The following is an 18,515-nucleotide window of genomic DNA, read 5'->3' on the forward strand; positions in this document are numbered from 1 at the left end:
CGCGACCAGACGGGGACGGACCGAGAAAAACCGGGGCGCTTTCATGAGGCCCTTGTCACCGCCGTCCGCCATTCGAGGAGCTGCAGGCACCACACATGAGCAAGATTATCGGTATCGACCTTGGCACCACGAATTCGTGCGTGGCCATCATGGACGGCAAGAACCCCAAGGTGATCGAGAACGCCGAGGGCGCTCGCACCACCCCGTCGGTGGTCGGCTTCCTCGAGGACGGCGAGCGCCTGGTCGGCCAGCCCGCCAAGCGCCAGGCCGTGACCAACCCGACCAACACCCTGTTCGCGATCAAGCGCCTGATCGGCCGCAACGCGAACGACCCGGTGGTCGAGAAGGACAAGGGCATGGTGCCCTACGAGATCGTCAAGGGTCCGACCGGCGACGCCTGGGTCAAGGCCCACGGCAAGGACTACTCGCCCCAGGAAGTCTCGGCCTTCATCCTGCAGAAGATGAAGGAAGCCGCCGAAGCCCACCTCGGCGAGCCGGTCTCCAAGGCCGTCATCACCGTTCCGGCCTACTTCAACGACGCCCAGCGCCAGGCCACCAAGGACGCCGGCAAGATCGCCGGCCTTGAAGTGCTGCGCATCATCAACGAGCCGACCGCGGCGGCCCTGGCCTACGGCCTGGACAAGAACGACGGCAAGAAAATCGCGGTCTACGACCTCGGCGGCGGCACCTTCGACGTCTCGATCCTGGAGATCGGCGACGGCGTGTTCGAGGTGAAGTCGACCAACGGCGACACCTTCCTGGGCGGCGAGGACTTCGACCTTCGGATCGTCGACTACCTGGCCGACGAGTTCAAGAAGGAGCAGGGCGTCGACCTGCGCAAGGACAAGCTGGCTCTCCAGCGCCTGCGCGAAGAAGCGGAAAAGGCCAAGAAGGAGCTGTCCTCGACGGCTCAGTACGAGGTCAATCTGCCGTTCATCAGCATGAACGCCTCGGGCCCGCTGCACCTGAACATCAAGCTGTCGCGCGCCAAGCTGGAAGCCCTGGTCGACGACCTGATCGCCCGCACCATCGGTCCGTGCGAACAGGCCCTCAAGGACGCCGGCCTGAAGAAGAGCGACATCGACGAAGTGATCCTGGTCGGCGGCATGAGCCGCATGCCCAAGGTCCAGCAGGCGGTGCAGGACTTCTTCGGTCGCGAACCCCACAAGGGCGTGAACCCCGATGAAGTCGTGGCGCTGGGCGCGGCCGTGCAAGCCGGCGTGCTGCAAGGCGACGTCAAGGACGTGCTGCTGCTCGACGTGACCCCGCTGACGCTGGGCATCGAAACCCTGGGCGGCGTGTTCACCCCGCTGATCGAGCGCAACACCACCATCCCGACCAAGCGCTCGCAGACCTTCTCGACCGCCGACGACAACCAGTCGGCCGTGACCATCCGCGTGTTCCAGGGCGAACGCCCGATGGCGCAGGACAACAAGATCCTCGGCCAGTTCGACCTGGTGGGCATCCCGCCGGCGCCGCGCGGCGTGCCGCAGATCGAGGTCACCTTCGACATCGACGCCAACGGCATCGTCCAGGTTCACGCCAAGGACAAGGCGACCAACAAGGAGCACTCGATCCGCATCCAGGCCAATGGCGGCCTCTCGGACGCGGACATCGAGCGCATGGTCAAGGAAGCCGAGGCCAACAAGGCCGCCGACGAGCAGAAGAAGAAGCTGGTCGAGGCCAAGAACCAGGGCGAGGCGATCCTGCACTCGACCGAGAAGGCCCTGGCCGATCACGGCGACAAGGTCGGCGCGGCCGAGAAGGGCGCCATCGAGACCGGCATCACCGAGCTGAAGGCCGCTCTGGAAAGCGAAGACGTCGAGGCCATCCAGGCCAAGACCCAGGCGCTGATCCAGGCCTCGATGAAGCTGGGCGAAGCCATGTACGCCTCGCAGCAGGGCGACGGCGCCGAAGACGGCGCTGAAGCCGCTGCGGACGACGGCGTGGTCGACGCCGAGTTCGAGGAAGTCGACGGCGCCGACAAGCCGGCGTCCTAAGCCATGGACGCGCCGGCGAACGCCCTTTCGAGGACCGTTCGCCGGCGCGCTCGTTTTCAGGTGCGCCCGTTTGACGCCTTGCGGCCGGGCGCGGCCTCCCCCACCTCTCCTACGACAATCCTTGTCCTGTTGAGCCTTACGGGCGCCGAACGCTGACGATGCGCGACTATTACGAAATTCTCGGCGTGAACCGGACCTGCGACGACGCGGGCCTGAAGTCCGCCTTCCGCAAGCTGGCGATGCAGCACCACCCCGACCGCAACGGCGGTTGCGAGGATGCGAGCGGCCGGTTCAAGGAAATCAACGAGGCCTATTCGGTTCTCTCCGATCCGCAGAAGCGCGCGGCCTACGACCGCTTCGGCCACGCCGGCGTCAACGGCCCGCAGGGCGGCCCCGGCGGCGGTCAGGGCTTCGACGCCAGCGACATCTTCGGCGACGTGTTCGGGGATGTCTTCGGCGAGATGTTCGGCGGCGGCCGTCGCCAGTCCAATGGCCCGCAACGCGGCCAGGACCTGCGCTACGACCTGGAGATCAGCCTCGAGCAGGCCTATGCCGGCGCCGAGGTCGAGATCACCGTCCCGGCGGCCATGACCTGCGAGGTCTGCGACGGCTCGGGCGCCAAGCCCGGCACCAGCCCCACAGTCTGCGGCTCGTGCGGCGGCGCCGGCCGCGTGCGCGCCACGCAAGGCTTCTTCTCGGTCGAGCGCGCCTGCCCCCGCTGCGGCGGCTCGGGCCGCCTGGTGCTCGACCCGTGCGCCGGCTGCCATGGCCACGGCCAGGTCCGCAAGGAACGCATCCTGTCGGTGCGCATCCCGGCCGGCGTCGACGACGGCGCCCGCATCCGCCTGGCGGGCGAGGGCGACGCGGGCGTGCGTGGCGGCCCGCGCGGCGACCTCTACCTCTTCCTGTCGGTGACCCCGCACGAACTGTTCGAGCGCGACGGGCTGGATCTGCTCTGCACCGTGCCGGTGCCGATGACGGTCGCCGCCCTGGGCGGCGAGATCGAGGCCCCGTGCCTGAAGGGCGGCGAGACCTGCGACGGCACCTGCCGCGTCAGCGTCAAGGTTCCCGAAGGCGCCCAGACCGGCAAGACCGTCCGCCTCAAGGGCAAGGGCATGCCGTCGCTGCGCAACCGCCAGCGCGGCGACCTGGTGGTCGAACTGTTCGTGGAAACCCCGACCCACCTGTCGGCCCGCCAGAAGGAGCTCCTCAAGGAGTTGGCCGGCCTGTGCGACGACAAGCAGAACCCAAAGTCGGCCAACTTCGTCGGCAAGGCCAAGCGCTTCTGGGAAGAAGTGACGGGCAACTAGGCTTCCCCGCTCAGCGTCGCGATTCTCGAAAGGCCCGCCCTGGTGGCGGGCCTTTCTGCGTCTTGCGTTCACCAGCGATTTGCCCGCATCCGGGGAGCATCGTTGCGACGGGGGGGCGGGGTGAAGTTCTTCAAGCGTCTGTTTCGGCCCGCCGCCGCCGCTTCGCCGCCTGCCGGTGACTCCTATCGTGTCTTCACCACTGAGTTCGATCGCGAGATCGAGGCCTCGAAGCTGGACGACGTGCTCGGCAAGGCCTCGCCTGACGACGCGGTCATCATGGAGCAGGCCAGGCATGAACTGGAGGTCGGTCTTCTGCCTTGGCGGACCCGGCTGCTGATCGCCGCCGGCGAGGCCTCGACCCGGATCAGGGCCAACTCGGCCGGGGCGCTGGAAGACACGGTACTGACCCTGCTCGTCGACCAGTCCGGCTCGATGCGCGGCCAGAAGATGCTCTACGCCGCCGCGACCGCGGACCTCTGTCAGGAATTCCTCGGCAGCCTGGGCGTGCGGGTGGAGGTGCTGGGCTTCACTACCTCGCGCTGGACGGGCGGCCGGTCGCGGGAAAAATGGATCCGGGGCGGACGGCCGCCGCGCCCCGGGCGGCTGAACGACCTCCTGCACGTCGTCTACCGTGAGGCGGACGATCGTCGCGCCAGCCTGGGCGGCTTCGCCTTCCAGGCGATGCTGAGGCCCGACCTGCCCAAGGAGAACCTGGACGGCGAGGCTTTGCTCTGGGCCGCGAGCCGTCTGGGTCGCCGCCCGGAGAGCCGCAAGATCCTGGTCCTGCTGTCCGATGGGGCGCCCGTGGACGACGCCACCCTGTCGACCAATCCGCCGCACTATCTGGTGGACCACCTGAAACGGGTCTCCGACGAGATTACGGCCGCCGGCGAGATCGAACTAGCCGCGATCGGCGTCGGCCGCGAACTCTGGGCCGGCCACGCCTACGGCGCCAAGGCGGAGAACCCGGTCGACCTGGGCGCGGAGATGCTGGCCCTGCTGGAGCGTCTGCTGACCGCCCCTTCGCCGGCCGTCTAGAGGTCGGTCCGGCGGTCGGCCTTCAGGGCGCGGATCAGGCCGAAGAGGCCGCCGACCAGGATCGCGGCGGCCAGGATCGTCGCCATGCCGGCGTCCGAGCGGGCGAAACGGCCGGCGTCGTCCACCGCCCGGGTGATCCTGGCCCCGGCCTGCACCAACGCGGCGGGCGGCTCGAACAGCGGCGAGGGCGGCGGAACACTGAAGGTGACCGGGATGGTCACCTCCTTCTGGTCAATCAGTTCGGGCGGCGGCGAGGTCATCAGGAACTCGGCCGACAGGCGCACCGCCGCCTGGCCGAAGCCGTAGCCTTCGGGTGTTTCCTTGATGGCTTCGCAGTTGTTCAGCCGTCCCGCGATCCCGACCTTGCACCGGATGACGGCCGAACCGCCGACCTCGTCCTTCTGCGCCCGCTCCGGATAATACTCGGTCATCTGGTCGGCCGTCGGCTTGCGCAGCCAGTCGGGCCTGTAGGTGGTCGTCCCGGATTGCTCGTCGCCGCTCATGCCGCCCCCGCGTTCGGAGCGAACCTATGGCTGAGTTCCCGGCGGGGCAATCGTCCGGCGCATGGTCCTGAGGCGCTCGCGTCACGCGGTCGGATAACTTGCAAATTCTGCAAGTAATTGCCGCGTGCGAATCCGAAAAACCCCCGTCGCACCCCTTAACGAAAACCGCGACGCTCTGTAGTTTCCGGTCGGATGAACGCCCCGGTTTCTCCGCCTGTCCAGACCTTCGACGCCACCGGCGCCACGCCCGTGATGCAGCAGTTCTTCGACATGAAGACCCGGCAGCCGGACGCGCTGCTGTTCTTCCGCATGGGCGATTTCTACGAACTGTTCTTCGACGACGCGATCCGCGCGGCCGCCGCGCTGGGCATCTCGCAGACCTTCCGGGGCAACCACAACGGTCAGCCGATCCCGATGGCCGGCGTGCCGCACCACGCGGCCGAGGCCTATCTGTCCAAGCTGATCCGCATGGGCTTCAAGGTCGCCGTCTGCGAGCAGATGGAAGACCCGGCCGAGGCCAAGAAGCGCGGCTCCAAGTCGGTGGTCCGCCGCGACATCGTCCGGGTGGTCACGCCGGGGACGCTCACCGAGGACGGCCTGCTGGACGCCCGCGGCGCCAACCGCCTGGCGGCCGTGGCCATCCGCGCCGGCCAGGCCGCCGTGGCCTCCGTCGAGCTTTCCACCGGCGAGGTCGAGTGCTTCTCGACCGGCAAGGACGGGGTCGGCCCGCTGCTGGCGGCCCTGTCGCCGTCCGAGACCCTGGTCGCCGACCGTTTGCTGGCCGACGATCACCTGGCCCAGACCCTGAAGATCTGCGGGGGGCTGATCCAGCCCATGCCCTCGGCGCTTTCGGAGCCGCAGGCTTCGGAGACCCGGGTCAAGCGCCTCTACGGCGTCGACACCCTGGACGGCTTCGGCGGACTTTCCCCGGCCGAAGTCGGCGCTTTGGGCCTGATCGCCGCGCACCTGGAGATGACCCAGGCCGGCAAGCTGCCGGCCCTGCGCGCCCCGCGCCGCGCGGCCGAGGCCGACGTCATGTCGATCGACCCGGCCACCCGCTCCAGCCTGGAGATCGACCGCACCCAGGGCGGCGACCGCAACGGCTCGCTGCTGGCGGTCATCGACCGCACGGTCAGCGCCGGCGGCGCCCGCCTGCTGGCCGCGCGCCTGGCCCGGCCGCTGCTCGACCCAGCCGCCATCGACCAGCGCCTGGACGCCGTCGAATGGTTCGTCGATCACCGACCCTTACGTGAGCGTCTGCGCGAGCAGCTGAAGGGCGCGGGCGACATGGCGCGCGGCCTGGCCCGCCTGGCGCTGGGCCGTGGCGGTCCGCGCGATCTGGCCTGCCTGCGCGACGGCCTGAAGACCGGCGAGAAGCTGGCCGGCATGGTCGGCGGTTCGGGCGACCCGCTGTCGCCGCCGCCGGTCGAGCTGGAGACGGCGTTGTCGGCCCTGACGCCGTCGCTGCACCAGGGGATCTCGCAGCTTCTCAACACGCTGGAGACGGGTCTTGGCCCCGACCTGCCGGCCCTGGCCCGCGACGGCGGCTTCGTGGCCCCCGGCGTGCGTCCGGAGCTCGACCAGGCCCGCTCCCTGCGCGACGACAGCCGCCGGGTGGTGGCCGCGCTGGAGCAGCGGCTCATTCAGGAAGCCGGCGTCCCGCTGAAGATCCGTCACAACGGCGTGCTCGGCTATTTCGTCGAGGCCACGGCCGGCAAGGCCGACCCGCTGTTCCAGCCGCCGCTGAACGCCACCTTCATCCACCGCCAGACGCTCGCCAACCAGGTGCGCTTCACCACGGTGGAGCTGGCCGATCTCGACGCCCGTATCGCCCAGGCCGCCGAACGCGCCCTGGCCATGGAGGTCGCCGCCTTCGAGGACTGGCGCGCCGAGGCCGCCGCCCTGGCCGCGCCGATCCAGGCCGCCGCCGAGGCCCTGGCCCGTCTCGACGTCGCCGCCGCCCTGGCCGAATGGGCCGAGGACGCCGGGGCCGTGCGCCCGGTGGTCGACAAGTCGCTGGCCTTCGAGGCCAAGGCCGCCCGCCACCCGGTGGTCGAGGCCGCCGTGCGCCGCGCCGGTGACCCCTACACCCCCAACGACTGCCGGCTGGACGCCGCCGGCGAGGTCGCCGCGCGTCTTTCCATCGTCACCGGCCCGAACATGGCCGGTAAGTCGACCTTCCTGCGCCAGAACGCCCTGCTGGCGATCCTCGCCCAATCGGGTTGCTACGTGCCGGCCAAGAGCTTCCGGCTGGGCGTGGTCGACCGGCTGTTCAGCCGCGTCGGCGCCGGCGATGATCTGGCCCGGGGCCGCTCGACCTTCATGATGGAGATGGTCGAGACCGCCGCCATCCTGACCCAGGCCACGCCGCGCAGCCTCGTCATCCTCGACGAGATCGGCCGCGGCACCGCCACCTATGACGGCCTGGCCATCGCCTGGGCCTGCGCGGAATCTCTGCACGACACCAACCGCTGCCGCGCCCTCTTCGCCACGCACTATCACGAGCTGGCGACGCTGGAGGAGCGGATGGCGTACGTCTCCAACCTCAGCCTGCGGGCCAAGGAGTGGAACGGCGACCTCGTCTTCCTGCACGAAGCCGCCGACGGTCCGGCCGACCGCTCCTACGGCGTGCAGGTGGCCAAGCTGGCCGGCGTGCCGCCGCAGGTGGTCGCCCGCGCCAAGGAGGTGCTCGACCGCCTGGAGAGCAAGACCGAATCACCGGCCAAGCTCGACGACCTGCCGCTGTTCGCGGCCTCGGCCCCGGTCATGGCGGCGCCTGCGGTTTCGGCGCCCAGTGTCGTCGATGCGGCCCTCAAGGACCTCGATGTCGACGGCATGAGCCCGCGCGAGGCCCTGGAGGCGCTTTATCGTCTTAAGGGTCTGCTCAAGGCTTGAGATCAATCATAGGAGCATGGCGGCGGCCGCTCGTGGCGGCTGCCTTGGCCGTCTCGTTGGGGTAACCATATAACCGCCATGCCCCGTCGCCTTCGCCCCACGCCCCTGGAACATGTCGTCGACGGCCACGCCCTGCGCGCGCGCCTGTCGGCCGCCGCGCTGGACGCCATCGGCGACGAGGCCGCCCAGCGCGCCCGGGCCATCGAGATCCTCAAGCAGGCCCTGTTTCGCGGCCGGATGATCGCCAAGGAGCGGCTGGAGAACGGCGCCAGCGGGGTCGAGACCGCCCGCCTGCTCAGCGGCGTCACCGACGAGGTGATCACCGCCCTCTACGACTTCACGACGGTGCACGTGTTCCGGGCCCGCAACCCCACCGAGGGCGAGCGCCTGGCCCTGCTGGCCGTGGGCGGCTACGGCCGCGCCACCCTGGCGCCGTTCAGCGACATCGATCTTCTGTTCCTGCGGCCCTACAAGCAGACGCCGCACGTCGAGAGCGTGATCGAGTACATGCTCTATGCGCTGTGGGACCTGGGCTTCAAGGTCGGTCACGCCTCGCGCACGATCGAGGAATGCGTCCGCCTGTCGAAGGAGGACTTCACGATCCGCACCTCGATCCTCGAGGCGCGGCGGCTGACCGGCGACGAGCGCCTGGCGGCCGACCTCAAGAAGCGCTTCCGCGACGAGGTCATGAAGGGCACCGGCCAGCAGTTCGTGGCCGCCAAGCTCAAGGAGCGTGACGACCGCCAGGCCCGCGCCGGCGCCAGCCGCTACATGGTCGAGCCCAACGTCAAGGAAGGGAAGGGCGGCCTTCGCGACCTGCACACCCTGGTGTGGATCGCCGAGTACCTGCATCCGGTCGACAAGCCCGAGGACGTCTTCAAGCTGGAGCTGTTCTCCAGCCGCGAGACCAAGGCCTTCATCCGCGCCTTCGATTTCCTGCACGCCGTGCGCGCCCACCTGCACTTCACCACCGGCCGGCCCGAAGAGCGGCTGACCTTCGACCTGCAGCCCGAGATCGCCCGCCGCATGGGCTATGGCGACCGCGGCGACGCCCCGGCGGTCGAGCGCTTCATGCGCCGCTACTTCCTGATCGCCAAGGAGGTCGGGGCCCTGACCCGCGCCTTCTCGGCCAAGCTGGAAGCCGAGCACTTCAAGAACGAGCCCAAGGGCATCTCGCGCTTCCTTCCGGGCGGCAAGCCCAAGCGCAAGGCCCTGGACGCGCCGGGCTTCTACGAGGACGGCGGCCGGCTGAACATCGAGGGGCCAGAGGTCTTCGAGCGCGATCCGGTCAACCTGATCCGGCTGTTCAAGATCGCCGACGAGCGCGACCTGGATCTGCACCCCGACGCCTTCACGGCGGTGACCCGCAACCTTGGCCTCATCACCTCGAAGGTGCGCCGCGACCCGCACGCCACCCAGGCCTTCCTCGACCTGCTGGCGCGGGGCAAGCGCAGCTACCGCACCCTGACCCTGATGAACGACGCCGGCGTGCTGGGCCGCTTCATCCCGGAGTTCGGCCGGGTCGTCGCCCAGATGCAGTTCAACATGTACCACTCGTACACGGTGGACGAGCACACCCTGCGGGCCGTGGGCCTGATCGGCGACATGGCCGCCGGGCGCCTGTCGGAAGACCACCCGCTGGCGGTGTCGATCATGCCGCTGATCGAGGACCGCGAGGCCCTGTTCCTGGCCATGCTGCTGCACGACACCGGCAAGGGCGGGGTCGGCGGCCAGGAAAAGGCCGGGGCCCGCAGCGCCCGCAGCGCCTGCGAGCGCCTGGGCGTCGAGCGCACCAAGGTCGAGCTGGTCGCCTGGCTGGTCGAGAACCACCTCGTGATGAGCGACTTCGCCCAGAAGCGCGATGTTTCCGATCCGGGGACGGTGGCGGCCTTCGCCCGCATCGTCGAGAACCCCGAGCGCCTGCGCCTGCTGCTGGTCATCACCGTCGCCGACATCCGGGCCGTGGGGCCGGGGGTGTGGAACGGCTGGAAGGGCCAGCTTCTGCGCGAGCTCTACAACGCCACCGAAGCGGTGTTCCGCGGTGGTCGCGGCAGCGACGCGGCCATCCACGTCCAGCGCCACCAGGAAGCCGCCGCCGCCGGGGCGCGCGAAACCCTGGTCGCCGCCGATCCGGCCGCCAAGGGCTGGGCCGCGGCCATGGAGGACGCCTATTTCGGCGCCTTCGGCTCGCAGGACCTGCTCGATCACGCCGCGCTCGCCCGCCGCGCCGCCATCCAGGGCGGGGCCGCCGCCGAGGGGCGGGTGGCCTCGGGCTCCAACGCCGCCGAGATCGTCATCGCCGCCAAGGACCGTCGCGGCCTGTTCGCCGACCTCGCTCTGGCCATCTCGTCGCTGGGCGGCAACGTCGTCGGGGCGCGGGTCTTCACCTCCCGCCAGGGCCAGGCGCTCGACGTGTTCTACGTTCAGGACGTCACCGGCGCGCCGCTCGGCTGCGAGAACCCGCGCGCCCTGCGCCGCCTGGCCGACGCCCTGGAAGCCGCCGGTCGCGGCGAGGGCGTCAGCGTCGAGAGCCGGCGCGGCGCCGAGCTGGCCCGCACCGCCGCCTTCGCCATCGCCCCGACCGTGGTGGTCGACAACGAGGCCTCCAACGAAGCCACCGTGGTGGAAGCGTCGGGCCGCGACCGCCCCGGCCTGCTGCAGGCCCTGGCCCGCACCCTGGCCGACAACGGCTTGTCCATCCAGTCGGCCCACATCGACGGCTATGGCGAGCGGGCGGTCGACGCCTTCTACGTCCAGACCGCCGAGGGCGGGAAACTGGGCGACAGCCGCAAGATCTCGACCCTCAAGGCCGACCTGCTGGCGGCCCTGGAGCAGAACGAGGCTGGCGCGCCCAGCACCCGTCCGGGACTGAAGCGGGCGCGGGCCAGCGTGGCGCGGTAGGGTCCGGAAGGAATTAGGCCCAACAAAGCTTGTCATCCAAGCGCTCCGCTTCGCAGCGGCCCGGATGACGAGTTTTGGGGTCTGGAGCCTCGCCGAATTCAACTTTGCGCCAGGTCCGCCGCGGCCTAGCTTGAGCGCGTGGGCGGTCCGCCGCGTCAATCAGGGGAAGGCGTTCGACATGGTCCATCGACGGAGCCGCATGACCCTGCCGGTCGTGACCGTGTTCGTGCTGGCCGTGTTCGCTCTGGGCGGCGGCGCACTGAGCGCCGACCTGATGCATCGCCAGATCTATCCAGCCCCGACGCAGCCGCTGAGCCTGGCCGAGCTGCCCGAGGGCGCCGCCTTCGTCACGGTGACCACGGCCGATGGCCTGGCGCTGAAGGGCGTCGAGGTCGCGCCCCGGCCGGGCAAGCCGACCTTCCTCTTCTTCCACGGGAACGGTTCGGCGGCCTCGCGCAGCATCGACTGGCTGTCGCCGCTGATCGCCGAGGGCTACGGCGTGGTGGCGGCCGAGTACCGCGAATACAGCGGCAATCCGGGCCGGGCGTCGGAGAAGGGCCTGGCGGCCGACGCCGACGCCTTCTACGCCCGAGCGCGACAGACGGCCGGCGCCGGCAGGCTGATCGTTGTCGGCCACAGCCTGGGCGGCGGCGTCGCCTTCGGCCTGGCCCGCCGCCAGACCCTGGACGCCCTGGTCACCATCGGCACGTTCTCCAGCCTTCGCGACATGGCGCCGGCGATCGCCCGGCCGCTGCTGACCGACCGCTACGACAACAGGGCCGCCGTGGCGACGCTGGACGAACCCTATTTCCTGATCCACGGCGACGCCGACGACGTCGTCCCCTTCGTTCAGGGCCAGGCCCTGCGCGCCGCGGCGGTGGCCGCCCACCGACCGGGCGCGATGTTCACCGTCCACGGCGCCGGCCATGGTCCCGACGCGGCGACCCTGGCCATGATCCTGACCGCGATCAACGCCAAGGTGGCGGCCGACGGCGGCATGGCGCGCGTGACCTTGCCGGCTCATGTGACGCTGACGCCGTTCTGAGGCGGAGGCTTTGGTGCAGTTCCGGTGAAACCTCGGTGCAGCCGCCGCGCCGCCGCTTGACGCCTGTTCGCCCAGCGCCCAGAAGCCGAACGTGACCGACACTCCCGCCGCCGCCGCGCCCGAACCGACGCCCGCTCCCGAGCCCAAGAAGGGCGGGGGGCTGCTCAAGTCGTCGATGATCTATTCCGGTCTGACCCTGGTCAGCCGGTTCATGGGCTTCGCGCGGGACCTGGCCGTGTCGTACCGGATGGGCGCCAGCGCCACCCCGGCGGCCGACGCCTACAACGCCGCCCTGGCCTTCCCGAACCTGTTCCGCCGGTTCTTCGCCGAGGGCGCCTTCGCGGCCGCCTTCGTGCCGGCCTACGCCAAGTCGCTGCAGCGCGACGGCGAGGAGAAGGCCGACATCCTGGCGGCCGACGCCATGGCCACCCTGGCGGCCTCGACCATCATCATCACCATCGTCTGCCAGCTGGCCATGCCGTGGCTGATGATGTTGATGAACCCGGGTTTCGGCTGGGGCACCGAGAAATACAAGCTGGCGGTGCTGCTGACCCAGATCACCATGCCCTACCTGCCGTGCATGGCGATCGTGGCCCACCTGTCGGGGGTGCTGAACGCCCGCGACCGCTTCATCCTGTCGGCCGGCGCGCCGATCCTGCTGAACATCGCCACCCTGATCTTCATCCTGCCGCAGAAGACGGCGTTCGGCGCGGCCATCTGGGGTTCGGCCGGCGTGGTCGTGGCGGGCGTGGCCCAGGCGGCGCTGCTGACCTGGGGCGTCAACAAGTCTGGCGCGAAGGTGCACTGGCGGTTGCCGCGGCTGACGCCGGAAGTGCGCGAATTGATCGGCAAGGCCATCCCCGGCGCCCTGGCGGCCAGCGCCACCCAGGTCAACATCTTCATCTCGGGCAATCTCGCCAGCAACGTGCCGGGCGGCCGGTCCTGGCTGGCCACGGCCGACCGCCTCTACCAGCTGCCGCTGGGCCTGGTGGGCGTGGCCATCGGCGTCGCCTTGCTGCCGCGCCTGTCGCGCGCCGTGAACACCGGTGATCGGGACGACGCCCAGAGCGCCATGGACCAGGCGATCGCCATGGCCATGGCTCTGACCCTGCCGGCCGCCGCCGCCTTGTCGGCCATGCCGGGCTTCCTGTCGGACGGTCTCTACACGCGCGGCCAGTTCACCGCCTTCGACGCCAGCCAGACGGCGGCGGCGCTGTTCTTCTACGGCCTGGGCACCCCCGCTTTCGTGCTGCAGCAGCTCTATTCGCGAGCCTTCTTCGCGCGCGGCGACACCAAAAGCCCCATGCGCTTCGCCCTGATCTCGGTCGCCCTCAACATCGGACTGGGCATTCTGCTTTTCCGGTTGATGGGGATCCGGGGCATCGCCGCAGCCACCGCCGTCGCCTCTTGGATCAATGTCGGCCAGATGGCCTTCGCCCTGTGGCGCAGGAAGGAATACAATCCGTCGCTCGACACCTGGTCGCGCCTGGCGCGGATCCTGGCCGCCAGCCTGGGCATGGCCCTGCTGCTGGCCGCCGCCTCGCACTGGCGCGAGCTGATCGAGGCTCCGCTGCGCGGCATCGGCCTGACCGGCCACGCCATCGGCGCCAAGGAGTTCGCCCTGGCCCTGACCTGCCTGGCCGGCGCGGCGCTCTATCCGCCGCTGCTGTTCCTGTTCGGCGGGGTCAAGCCCAGCGAGCTGAAGGCGGTCCTGCGGCGCGGCAAGGCTTGAGCTAGGATCTCCGTCCTTCCCCGCGAAGGCGGGGACCCAAGCTGAGCTTGGGGCGCTACAGCGGAAATTCCGCTTGGACCCCCGCCTTCGCGGGGGCGCTCGGATGTGGGGAGGCTTGCTCTAGGGCTCCCGGCCAGCTAACCAGCCTTGCATGGCTTTCAACGGTTCCCGCGCGCCCCGATGGCGCAACTGGCTCTGAACCCGACCGCCGCGTCCCCGGATGCGGCCCGCGCTTCCGCGCGTCCCGCCATACCCGTTTCCGACATCCAAGGCTGAAGCCATGACCGATCAAGCTCCCGTCGCCTATACGGGTCCGTCCCGCGTGCTGTCCGGCGTCCAACCCTCGGGCGCCCTGCACCTGGGCAACTATCTCGGCGCGCTGGTGAAGTTCGCCCGCCTGCAGCACGAGATCGACACCTTCATCTTCGTCGCCGACCTGCACGCCATCACCGTCTGGCAGGAGCCTGAGGCCCTGGCCGACCAGACTCGCGAGATCGCCGCGGCCTATCTGGCCGCGGGTCTCGACCCGGCCAAGGCCACCATCTTCCCGCAGTCGGCCGTGCCCGAACACGCCGAGCTGGCCTGGATCTTCCAGTGCGTCGCGCGCCTGGGCTGGCTCGACCGCATGACCCAGTTCAAGGAGAAGAGCGGCAAGCACAAGGAGCGCTCGAGCGTCGGCCTCTACACCTATCCGGTGCTGCAGGCCGCCGACATCCTGATCTACAAGGCCACCCACGTGCCGGTGGGCGAGGACCAGAAGCAGCACCTGGAGCTGACCCGTGACATCGCCCAGAAGTTCAATCACGACTTCAAGGCCCCGGGCTTCTTCCCGCAGCCCGATCCGCTGATCCAGGGCCCGGGCGCGCGGGTCATGAGCCTGCGTGACGGCTCGGCCAAGATGAGCAAGTCCGATCCGTCGGACTACAGCCGCATCAACCTGACCGACAACGCCGACGCCATCGCCGGCAAGATCAAGAAGGCCCGCACCGACCCCGAGCCGCTTCCCGAGACCCTGGAAGAGCTGGCGACCCGCGCCGAGGCCGACAACCTGGTCGGCATCTTCGCCGCCCTGTCGGGTCGCTCGAAGGCCGAGGTGCTGGCCGACTACGCCGGCAAGGGCTTCGGCGCCTTCAAGCCGGCCCTGGCCGAGCTGGCGGTCGAGAAGCTGGCCCCGGTGGGCGAGAAGATGCGCGGCCTGCTGTCCGACAAGGGCGAGCTCGACCGCATCCTGGCCGCCGGCGCCGAAAAGGCCCGCGAGGTCGCCGCCCCGACGGTGGCCGAGGTCAAGAAGCTGGTCGGCTTCTGGGGGGCCTGAGTTTTCCCCTTCTCCCATGGGGAGAAGGAGGGGCCCGCGCCGCAGGCGTGGGAGGATGAGGGGGTAAGGCGTCGGCCGGCGTGCCGGCACGATCTTGGGAAAATCGGTGAGGGCGAAACCCCTCACCCTCCCACCGCTTCGCGGCGGGCCCCTCCCTCTCCCTATGGGAGAGGTTTTCCAGGGCCTTGCCCTTCGGCTCCTCAAGCGCCACATGTTCCGCATGTTCATCCAGACCGAAACCACGCCCAACCCCGAGGTCCTGAAGTTCCTGCCTGGCCGTGAGGTTCTGGCGGACGGCGCCCGGGAGTTCCGCACCCCCGAGGAAGGCGAAGCCTCGCCGCTGGCCGACGCCCTGTTCCGGCTGGGCGACGTGACCCGGGTGTTCTTCGGTCCGGACTTTCTCACGGTGACCAAAGGCGAGGACGCCCAGTGGCCGCACCTGAAGGCGCCGATCCTGGCGGCCATCATGGACCACTTCACCAGCGGCCGCCCGCTGCTGCTGGACCAGGCCGAGAGCGGCCACGACGACGACGGCGTCTATGACGAGGAGGCGGCCCAGATCGTCTCCGAGATCAAGGAACTGCTCGACACCCGCATCCGCCCAGCCGTGGCCCAGGACGGCGGCGACATCGTGTTCAGCAAGTTCGAGCCGGCCACGGGCGTCGTCTGGCTGCACATGCGCGGCGCCTGCTCGGGCTGCCCGTCATCCTCGGCGACGCTGAAGTCGGGCGTCGAGAACATGCTCAAGCACTATGTGCCGGAAGTGACCCGGGTCGAGCAGACGCTCTGATTTTCGGTCCCGGCGCGCATCGCCGGCCTTGCCGTGATCCGCTGGGAACACCATACTGTAACTCTATAAGTTGCGATTATGGCTCCCTATAAGGATTGCTGATGTCCAAGCTCGACGCCGCCGCCCTGGCCCAACTCTTCACCGAGGCGCGCACGCGCAACGGCTGGAAGTCCGACCCCGTGCCCGAGGCGGTGCTGCGTGAGCTGTACGACCTGGTGAAGTTCGGCCCGACCGCCGCCAACTCGACCCCGGCCCGCTTCGTCTTCGTGACCAGCCCGGAAGCCAAGGAAAAGCTGGCCGCTTTGTCGTCGGGCTCGAACGGCCCGAAGATCCGCCAGGCCCCGGTCACCGTCATCGTCGGCTACGACCTCGATTTCCCCGAAACCCTCGACAAGCTGTTCCCGCACGCCCCGGGCGCGAAGAACTGGTTCGGCGACCCCGTGGCCAAGGAATGGGGCGCGTTCCGCAACAGCTCGCTGCAGGGCGGCTATTTCATCCTCGCGGCCCGGGCGCTGGGCCTGGACGTCGGAGCGATGTCGGGCTTCGACAACGCCGGCGTCGATGCGGCCTTCTTCGAGGGCACCAACATCAAGAGCAACTTCATCGCCTCGATCGGCTACGGCACCGACGAGAACCTGTTCCCGCGCAGCCCGCGCCTCGACTTCGAGGAAGCCGCCTCGATCGTCTGACGTGTCATCCCGGGCGCGAAAATCGCACGATGGCGTGCGATTTTCGCGCTTCGGCGTTAGAACCTCGTCATGACCTTCCGCCTCGCGCTCCTCGCCGCCCCGCTGGCCCTGCTGGCCGCCTGCGGCCCCGCCGAAAAGACCTCCGCCCCATCCGCTGCGGCCCCGCAGGCCGAGCAGGAAGCGGGCAAGCCGGCCGACGGTCCCGTCGCCGTGAAGATCACCCCCTATGTCGGCGGTCCGCTGCAGGTGGGGGCCGCGGGCGTGGGGCCGATCACCGCCGCCACCGCCTTCGACCAGCCGACCATCGCGGCCCTGTTCCCCAAAGCCCAGGTCAAGAGCGCCTTCATCCATGTCGGCGAGGGTCCGCCCGGGCCGATCATCGTCGTCGAACAGGACAAGGTCCCGCTGCTGGAGATCGGCAAGGGCGCCGACGGCGGCATTTCCGAGATCCGCCTGGCGGCCGGCGACGTGCGCGGTCCCAAGGGCGAGAGCTTGCTGGCCAAATGGGAAGCCCTGGGCTTCACCGTCGACCAGTGCCGCGCCGGCGAGGGCCGGACGGTCAATGCGGTGGTCTGCGTACGGCCCGAGGCCCCGACCGTGTCCTACGTCTTCGGCGTGCCCGGCTGGACCAAGGGCGGCGTGCCCGACGAGAAGACCCTGAAGGCCAAGGCCCAGCTCAACGAGTTCGTCTGGCGTCCGGCCGAGACCGCCCAGGTCGGGGCCGCCTGACCTTGCGCGTTCTCTCCGTCGACACCTGCCTGGCGGCTGCCTCGGTCGCCGTGATCGAGGACGGCCGTACGCTGGCCACCCGCACCGAGCCCATGACCCGCGGCCATCAGGAGCGCATCGCGCCGCTGGCCAAGGAAATCGCCGCCGAGGCCGGGATCGCCTTTTCCCAGCTCGACCGCATCGCCGTCACCGTCGGCCCAGGATCCTTCACCGGCCTGCGCGTGGGCCTGTCCTTCGCCAAGGGCCTGGCCCAGGCGCTGTCGATCCCCTGCGTGGGCGTCAACAGCCTGGAGGCCCTGGCGGCCTCGTCGGAGGCCAAGGGGTTCGTCGCCGCCGTGCTCGACGCCAAGATGGGCCAGGTCTACCTGCAGGTCTTCGACGGCGGGACGGCCCTGATGGCCCCCGACGCCCTCGATCTGGGGGCGGCGACCGCTCGCCTGGCCGAGCTCTGGTCGGGCGGTCCGGCGACCCTGGTGGGCTCCGGCGCGCCGCTGCTGGAAGGCGTCCTGGCCGAAGCGACCGTCCTGACCCCGGCCAGCGCCGATCCCGTAGCCATCGCCCGCCTGGCCGCCGCCCGGCCGGCCCCGACCCATTCGCCCCGGCCGCTCTATCTGCGCGCCCCCTACGCCACGATGCCCGCCGCATGAACCTGCGCCCTGTCGGACTGGAAGCGTGCTGGGACCTGGCGGACCTGCACGAAAAGGCCTTCGACCGGCCGTGGAGCCCGACCGAGTTCGAGGCCCTGTTCAACTCGCCCGGCGTCTTCGCCGTGCTGGGCGGTTCGGGCGAGCCGGAAGCGCCCCGCGGCTTCATTCTGTGCCGGGCGATCGCCGGCGAGGCCGAGATCCTGACCATCGCCGTCGATCCGGCCGCCCGCCGGCGCGGCTGGGGCGCGGCCCTGGTCGAGATGGCCGCCGGGATCGCCACCGAAGCCAAGGCCTTCGACCTGTTCCTGGAGGTCGCGGCCGACAATCTGGCGGCGATCGGGCTCTACAAGGCGACCGGCTTTTCGCAAGTGGGTCTCAGGAAGGGCTATTATCCCCATCCTGACGGCGCCAAGGACGCCGTCGTCATGCGGCGGGCGCTTAACACTTAAGAAGCGATTGCCTATTGTGCCGCGAATCCCCCGACGGAGATTGCGCTTTGGACCGCCTCGAAAAGCTCTGCATCGAAAAAGGCATGCGCATGACCGACCAGCGTCGTGTCATCGCCCGTGTGTTGTCGTCGGCTGACGACCATCCCGACGTCGAGGAGCTGCACCGCCGCGCCCACGCCATCGACCCGCACATCTCGATCGCGACGGTCTACCGCACCGTCCGCCTGTTCGAGGAGAGCGGCATCATCGAGCGCCACGACTTCCGTGACGGCCGCTCGCGCTACGAAGAGACCCCGACCCATCACCACGACCACCTGATCGACATGAAGACCGGCAAGGTCGTCGAGTTCGTGGACGAGGAGATCGAGGCCCTGCAGCACGCGATCGCCAGGAAGCTCGGCTACAAGCTGATCGATCACCGGCTCGAACTCTACGGCGTGCCGATCGAAGAGTGATTGATCTGGATCAAGAC

15 protein-coding genes are annotated in these 18,515 nt (G+C 69.6%); 14 read left to right on the plus strand and 1 reads right to left on the minus strand.

From position 1 onward, the window contains the following. Positions 1–95 precede the first annotated feature (95 nt). The 3 genes from dnaK to AC07NS_RS05950 all read left to right on the plus strand — a co-directional run bounded on the left by dnaK (position 96) and on the right by AC07NS_RS05950 (position 4,348). Positions 96–2,000, plus strand: a complete 1,905-nt coding sequence (gene dnaK, locus AC07NS_RS05940; RefSeq protein WP_494602158.1) for a molecular chaperone DnaK — start codon at positions 96–98, stop codon at positions 1,998–2,000. A gap of 158 nt (positions 2,001–2,158) precedes the next feature. Beyond that, a complete protein-coding gene (gene dnaJ, locus AC07NS_RS05945; protein WP_494602160.1) occupies positions 2,159–3,310 on the plus strand; it encodes a molecular chaperone DnaJ in 1,152 nt (383 codons plus the stop codon). A gap of 120 nt (positions 3,311–3,430) precedes the next feature. Beyond that, complete coding sequence (locus AC07NS_RS05950; protein ID WP_494602162.1) at positions 3,431–4,348, plus strand: cobaltochelatase CobT-related protein; 918 nt, start codon at positions 3,431–3,433, stop codon at positions 4,346–4,348. On the opposite strand, the gene AC07NS_RS05955 is transcribed toward AC07NS_RS05950, so the two are convergent. Beyond that, the gene (locus AC07NS_RS05955) at positions 4,345–4,851 is read right to left on the minus strand and encodes an energy transducer TonB family protein (RefSeq protein ID WP_494602164.1); all 507 of its coding nucleotides are present in this window, start codon (positions 4,849–4,851) and stop codon (positions 4,345–4,347) included. The two genes, AC07NS_RS05950 and AC07NS_RS05955, sit on opposite strands and share 4 nt — an antisense overlap. A gap of 192 nt (positions 4,852–5,043) precedes the next feature. On the opposite strand from AC07NS_RS05955, the gene mutS reads away from it, so the two are divergent. From mutS to AC07NS_RS06010, 11 genes are all read left to right on the plus strand, one after another. Then, positions 5,044–7,746 carry a DNA mismatch repair protein MutS gene (mutS, locus tag AC07NS_RS05960; RefSeq protein WP_494602166.1) on the plus strand — a complete coding sequence of 901 codons (2,703 nt, stop codon included), beginning with the start codon at positions 5,044–5,046 and terminating at the stop codon, positions 7,744–7,746. Between the two features lie 78 nt (positions 7,747–7,824). After that, complete coding sequence (locus AC07NS_RS05965; protein ID WP_494602168.1) at positions 7,825–10,647, plus strand: [protein-PII] uridylyltransferase; 2,823 nt, start codon at positions 7,825–7,827, stop codon at positions 10,645–10,647. Between the two features lie 178 nt (positions 10,648–10,825). Then, positions 10,826–11,692, plus strand: coding sequence for an alpha/beta hydrolase family protein (locus AC07NS_RS05970; protein ID WP_494602170.1), 867 nt, complete (start codon positions 10,826–10,828; stop codon positions 11,690–11,692). A 91-nt stretch (positions 11,693–11,783) separates the two neighbouring features. Next, complete coding sequence (gene murJ / locus AC07NS_RS05975) at positions 11,784–13,424, plus strand: murein biosynthesis integral membrane protein MurJ (protein ID WP_494602172.1); 1,641 nt, start codon at positions 11,784–11,786, stop codon at positions 13,422–13,424. 280 nt (positions 13,425–13,704) lie between these two features. Continuing rightward, positions 13,705–14,739 (plus strand): tryptophan--tRNA ligase, encoded by a 1,035-nt coding sequence (gene trpS / locus AC07NS_RS05980; protein ID WP_494602174.1) that lies wholly within the window; start codon positions 13,705–13,707, stop codon positions 14,737–14,739. Between the two features lie 220 nt (positions 14,740–14,959). After that, positions 14,960–15,529, plus strand: a complete 570-nt coding sequence (locus AC07NS_RS05985; protein WP_494602828.1) for a NifU family protein — start codon at positions 14,960–14,962, stop codon at positions 15,527–15,529. A gap of 101 nt (positions 15,530–15,630) precedes the next feature. Next, positions 15,631–16,218: a malonic semialdehyde reductase gene (locus AC07NS_RS05990; RefSeq protein WP_494602176.1), complete on the plus strand. Its 588-nt coding sequence runs from the start codon at positions 15,631–15,633 to the stop codon at positions 16,216–16,218. A 69-nt stretch (positions 16,219–16,287) separates the two neighbouring features. Then, the gene (locus AC07NS_RS05995) at positions 16,288–16,947 is read left to right on the plus strand and encodes a DUF1131 family protein (RefSeq protein WP_494602177.1); all 660 of its coding nucleotides are present in this window, start codon (positions 16,288–16,290) and stop codon (positions 16,945–16,947) included. Positions 16,948–16,949: 2 nt separating this feature from the next. Further along, positions 16,950–17,594: a tRNA (adenosine(37)-N6)-threonylcarbamoyltransferase complex dimerization subunit type 1 TsaB gene (tsaB, locus tag AC07NS_RS06000; protein WP_494602179.1), complete on the plus strand. Its 645-nt coding sequence runs from the start codon at positions 16,950–16,952 to the stop codon at positions 17,592–17,594. Continuing rightward, complete coding sequence (locus AC07NS_RS06005; RefSeq protein ID WP_492854145.1) at positions 17,591–18,043, plus strand: GNAT family N-acetyltransferase; 453 nt, start codon at positions 17,591–17,593, stop codon at positions 18,041–18,043. Before tsaB ends, AC07NS_RS06005 begins: the two co-directional genes overlap by 4 nt. A 47-nt stretch (positions 18,044–18,090) precedes the next feature. Then, entirely contained in the window at positions 18,091–18,498 is a 408-nt protein-coding gene (locus AC07NS_RS06010) for a Fur family transcriptional regulator (RefSeq protein WP_109101055.1), read from the plus strand. Positions 18,499–18,515: the final 17 nt, after the last annotated feature.

The organism is Caulobacter sp. GW821-FHT10A10, assembly GCF_059415745.1.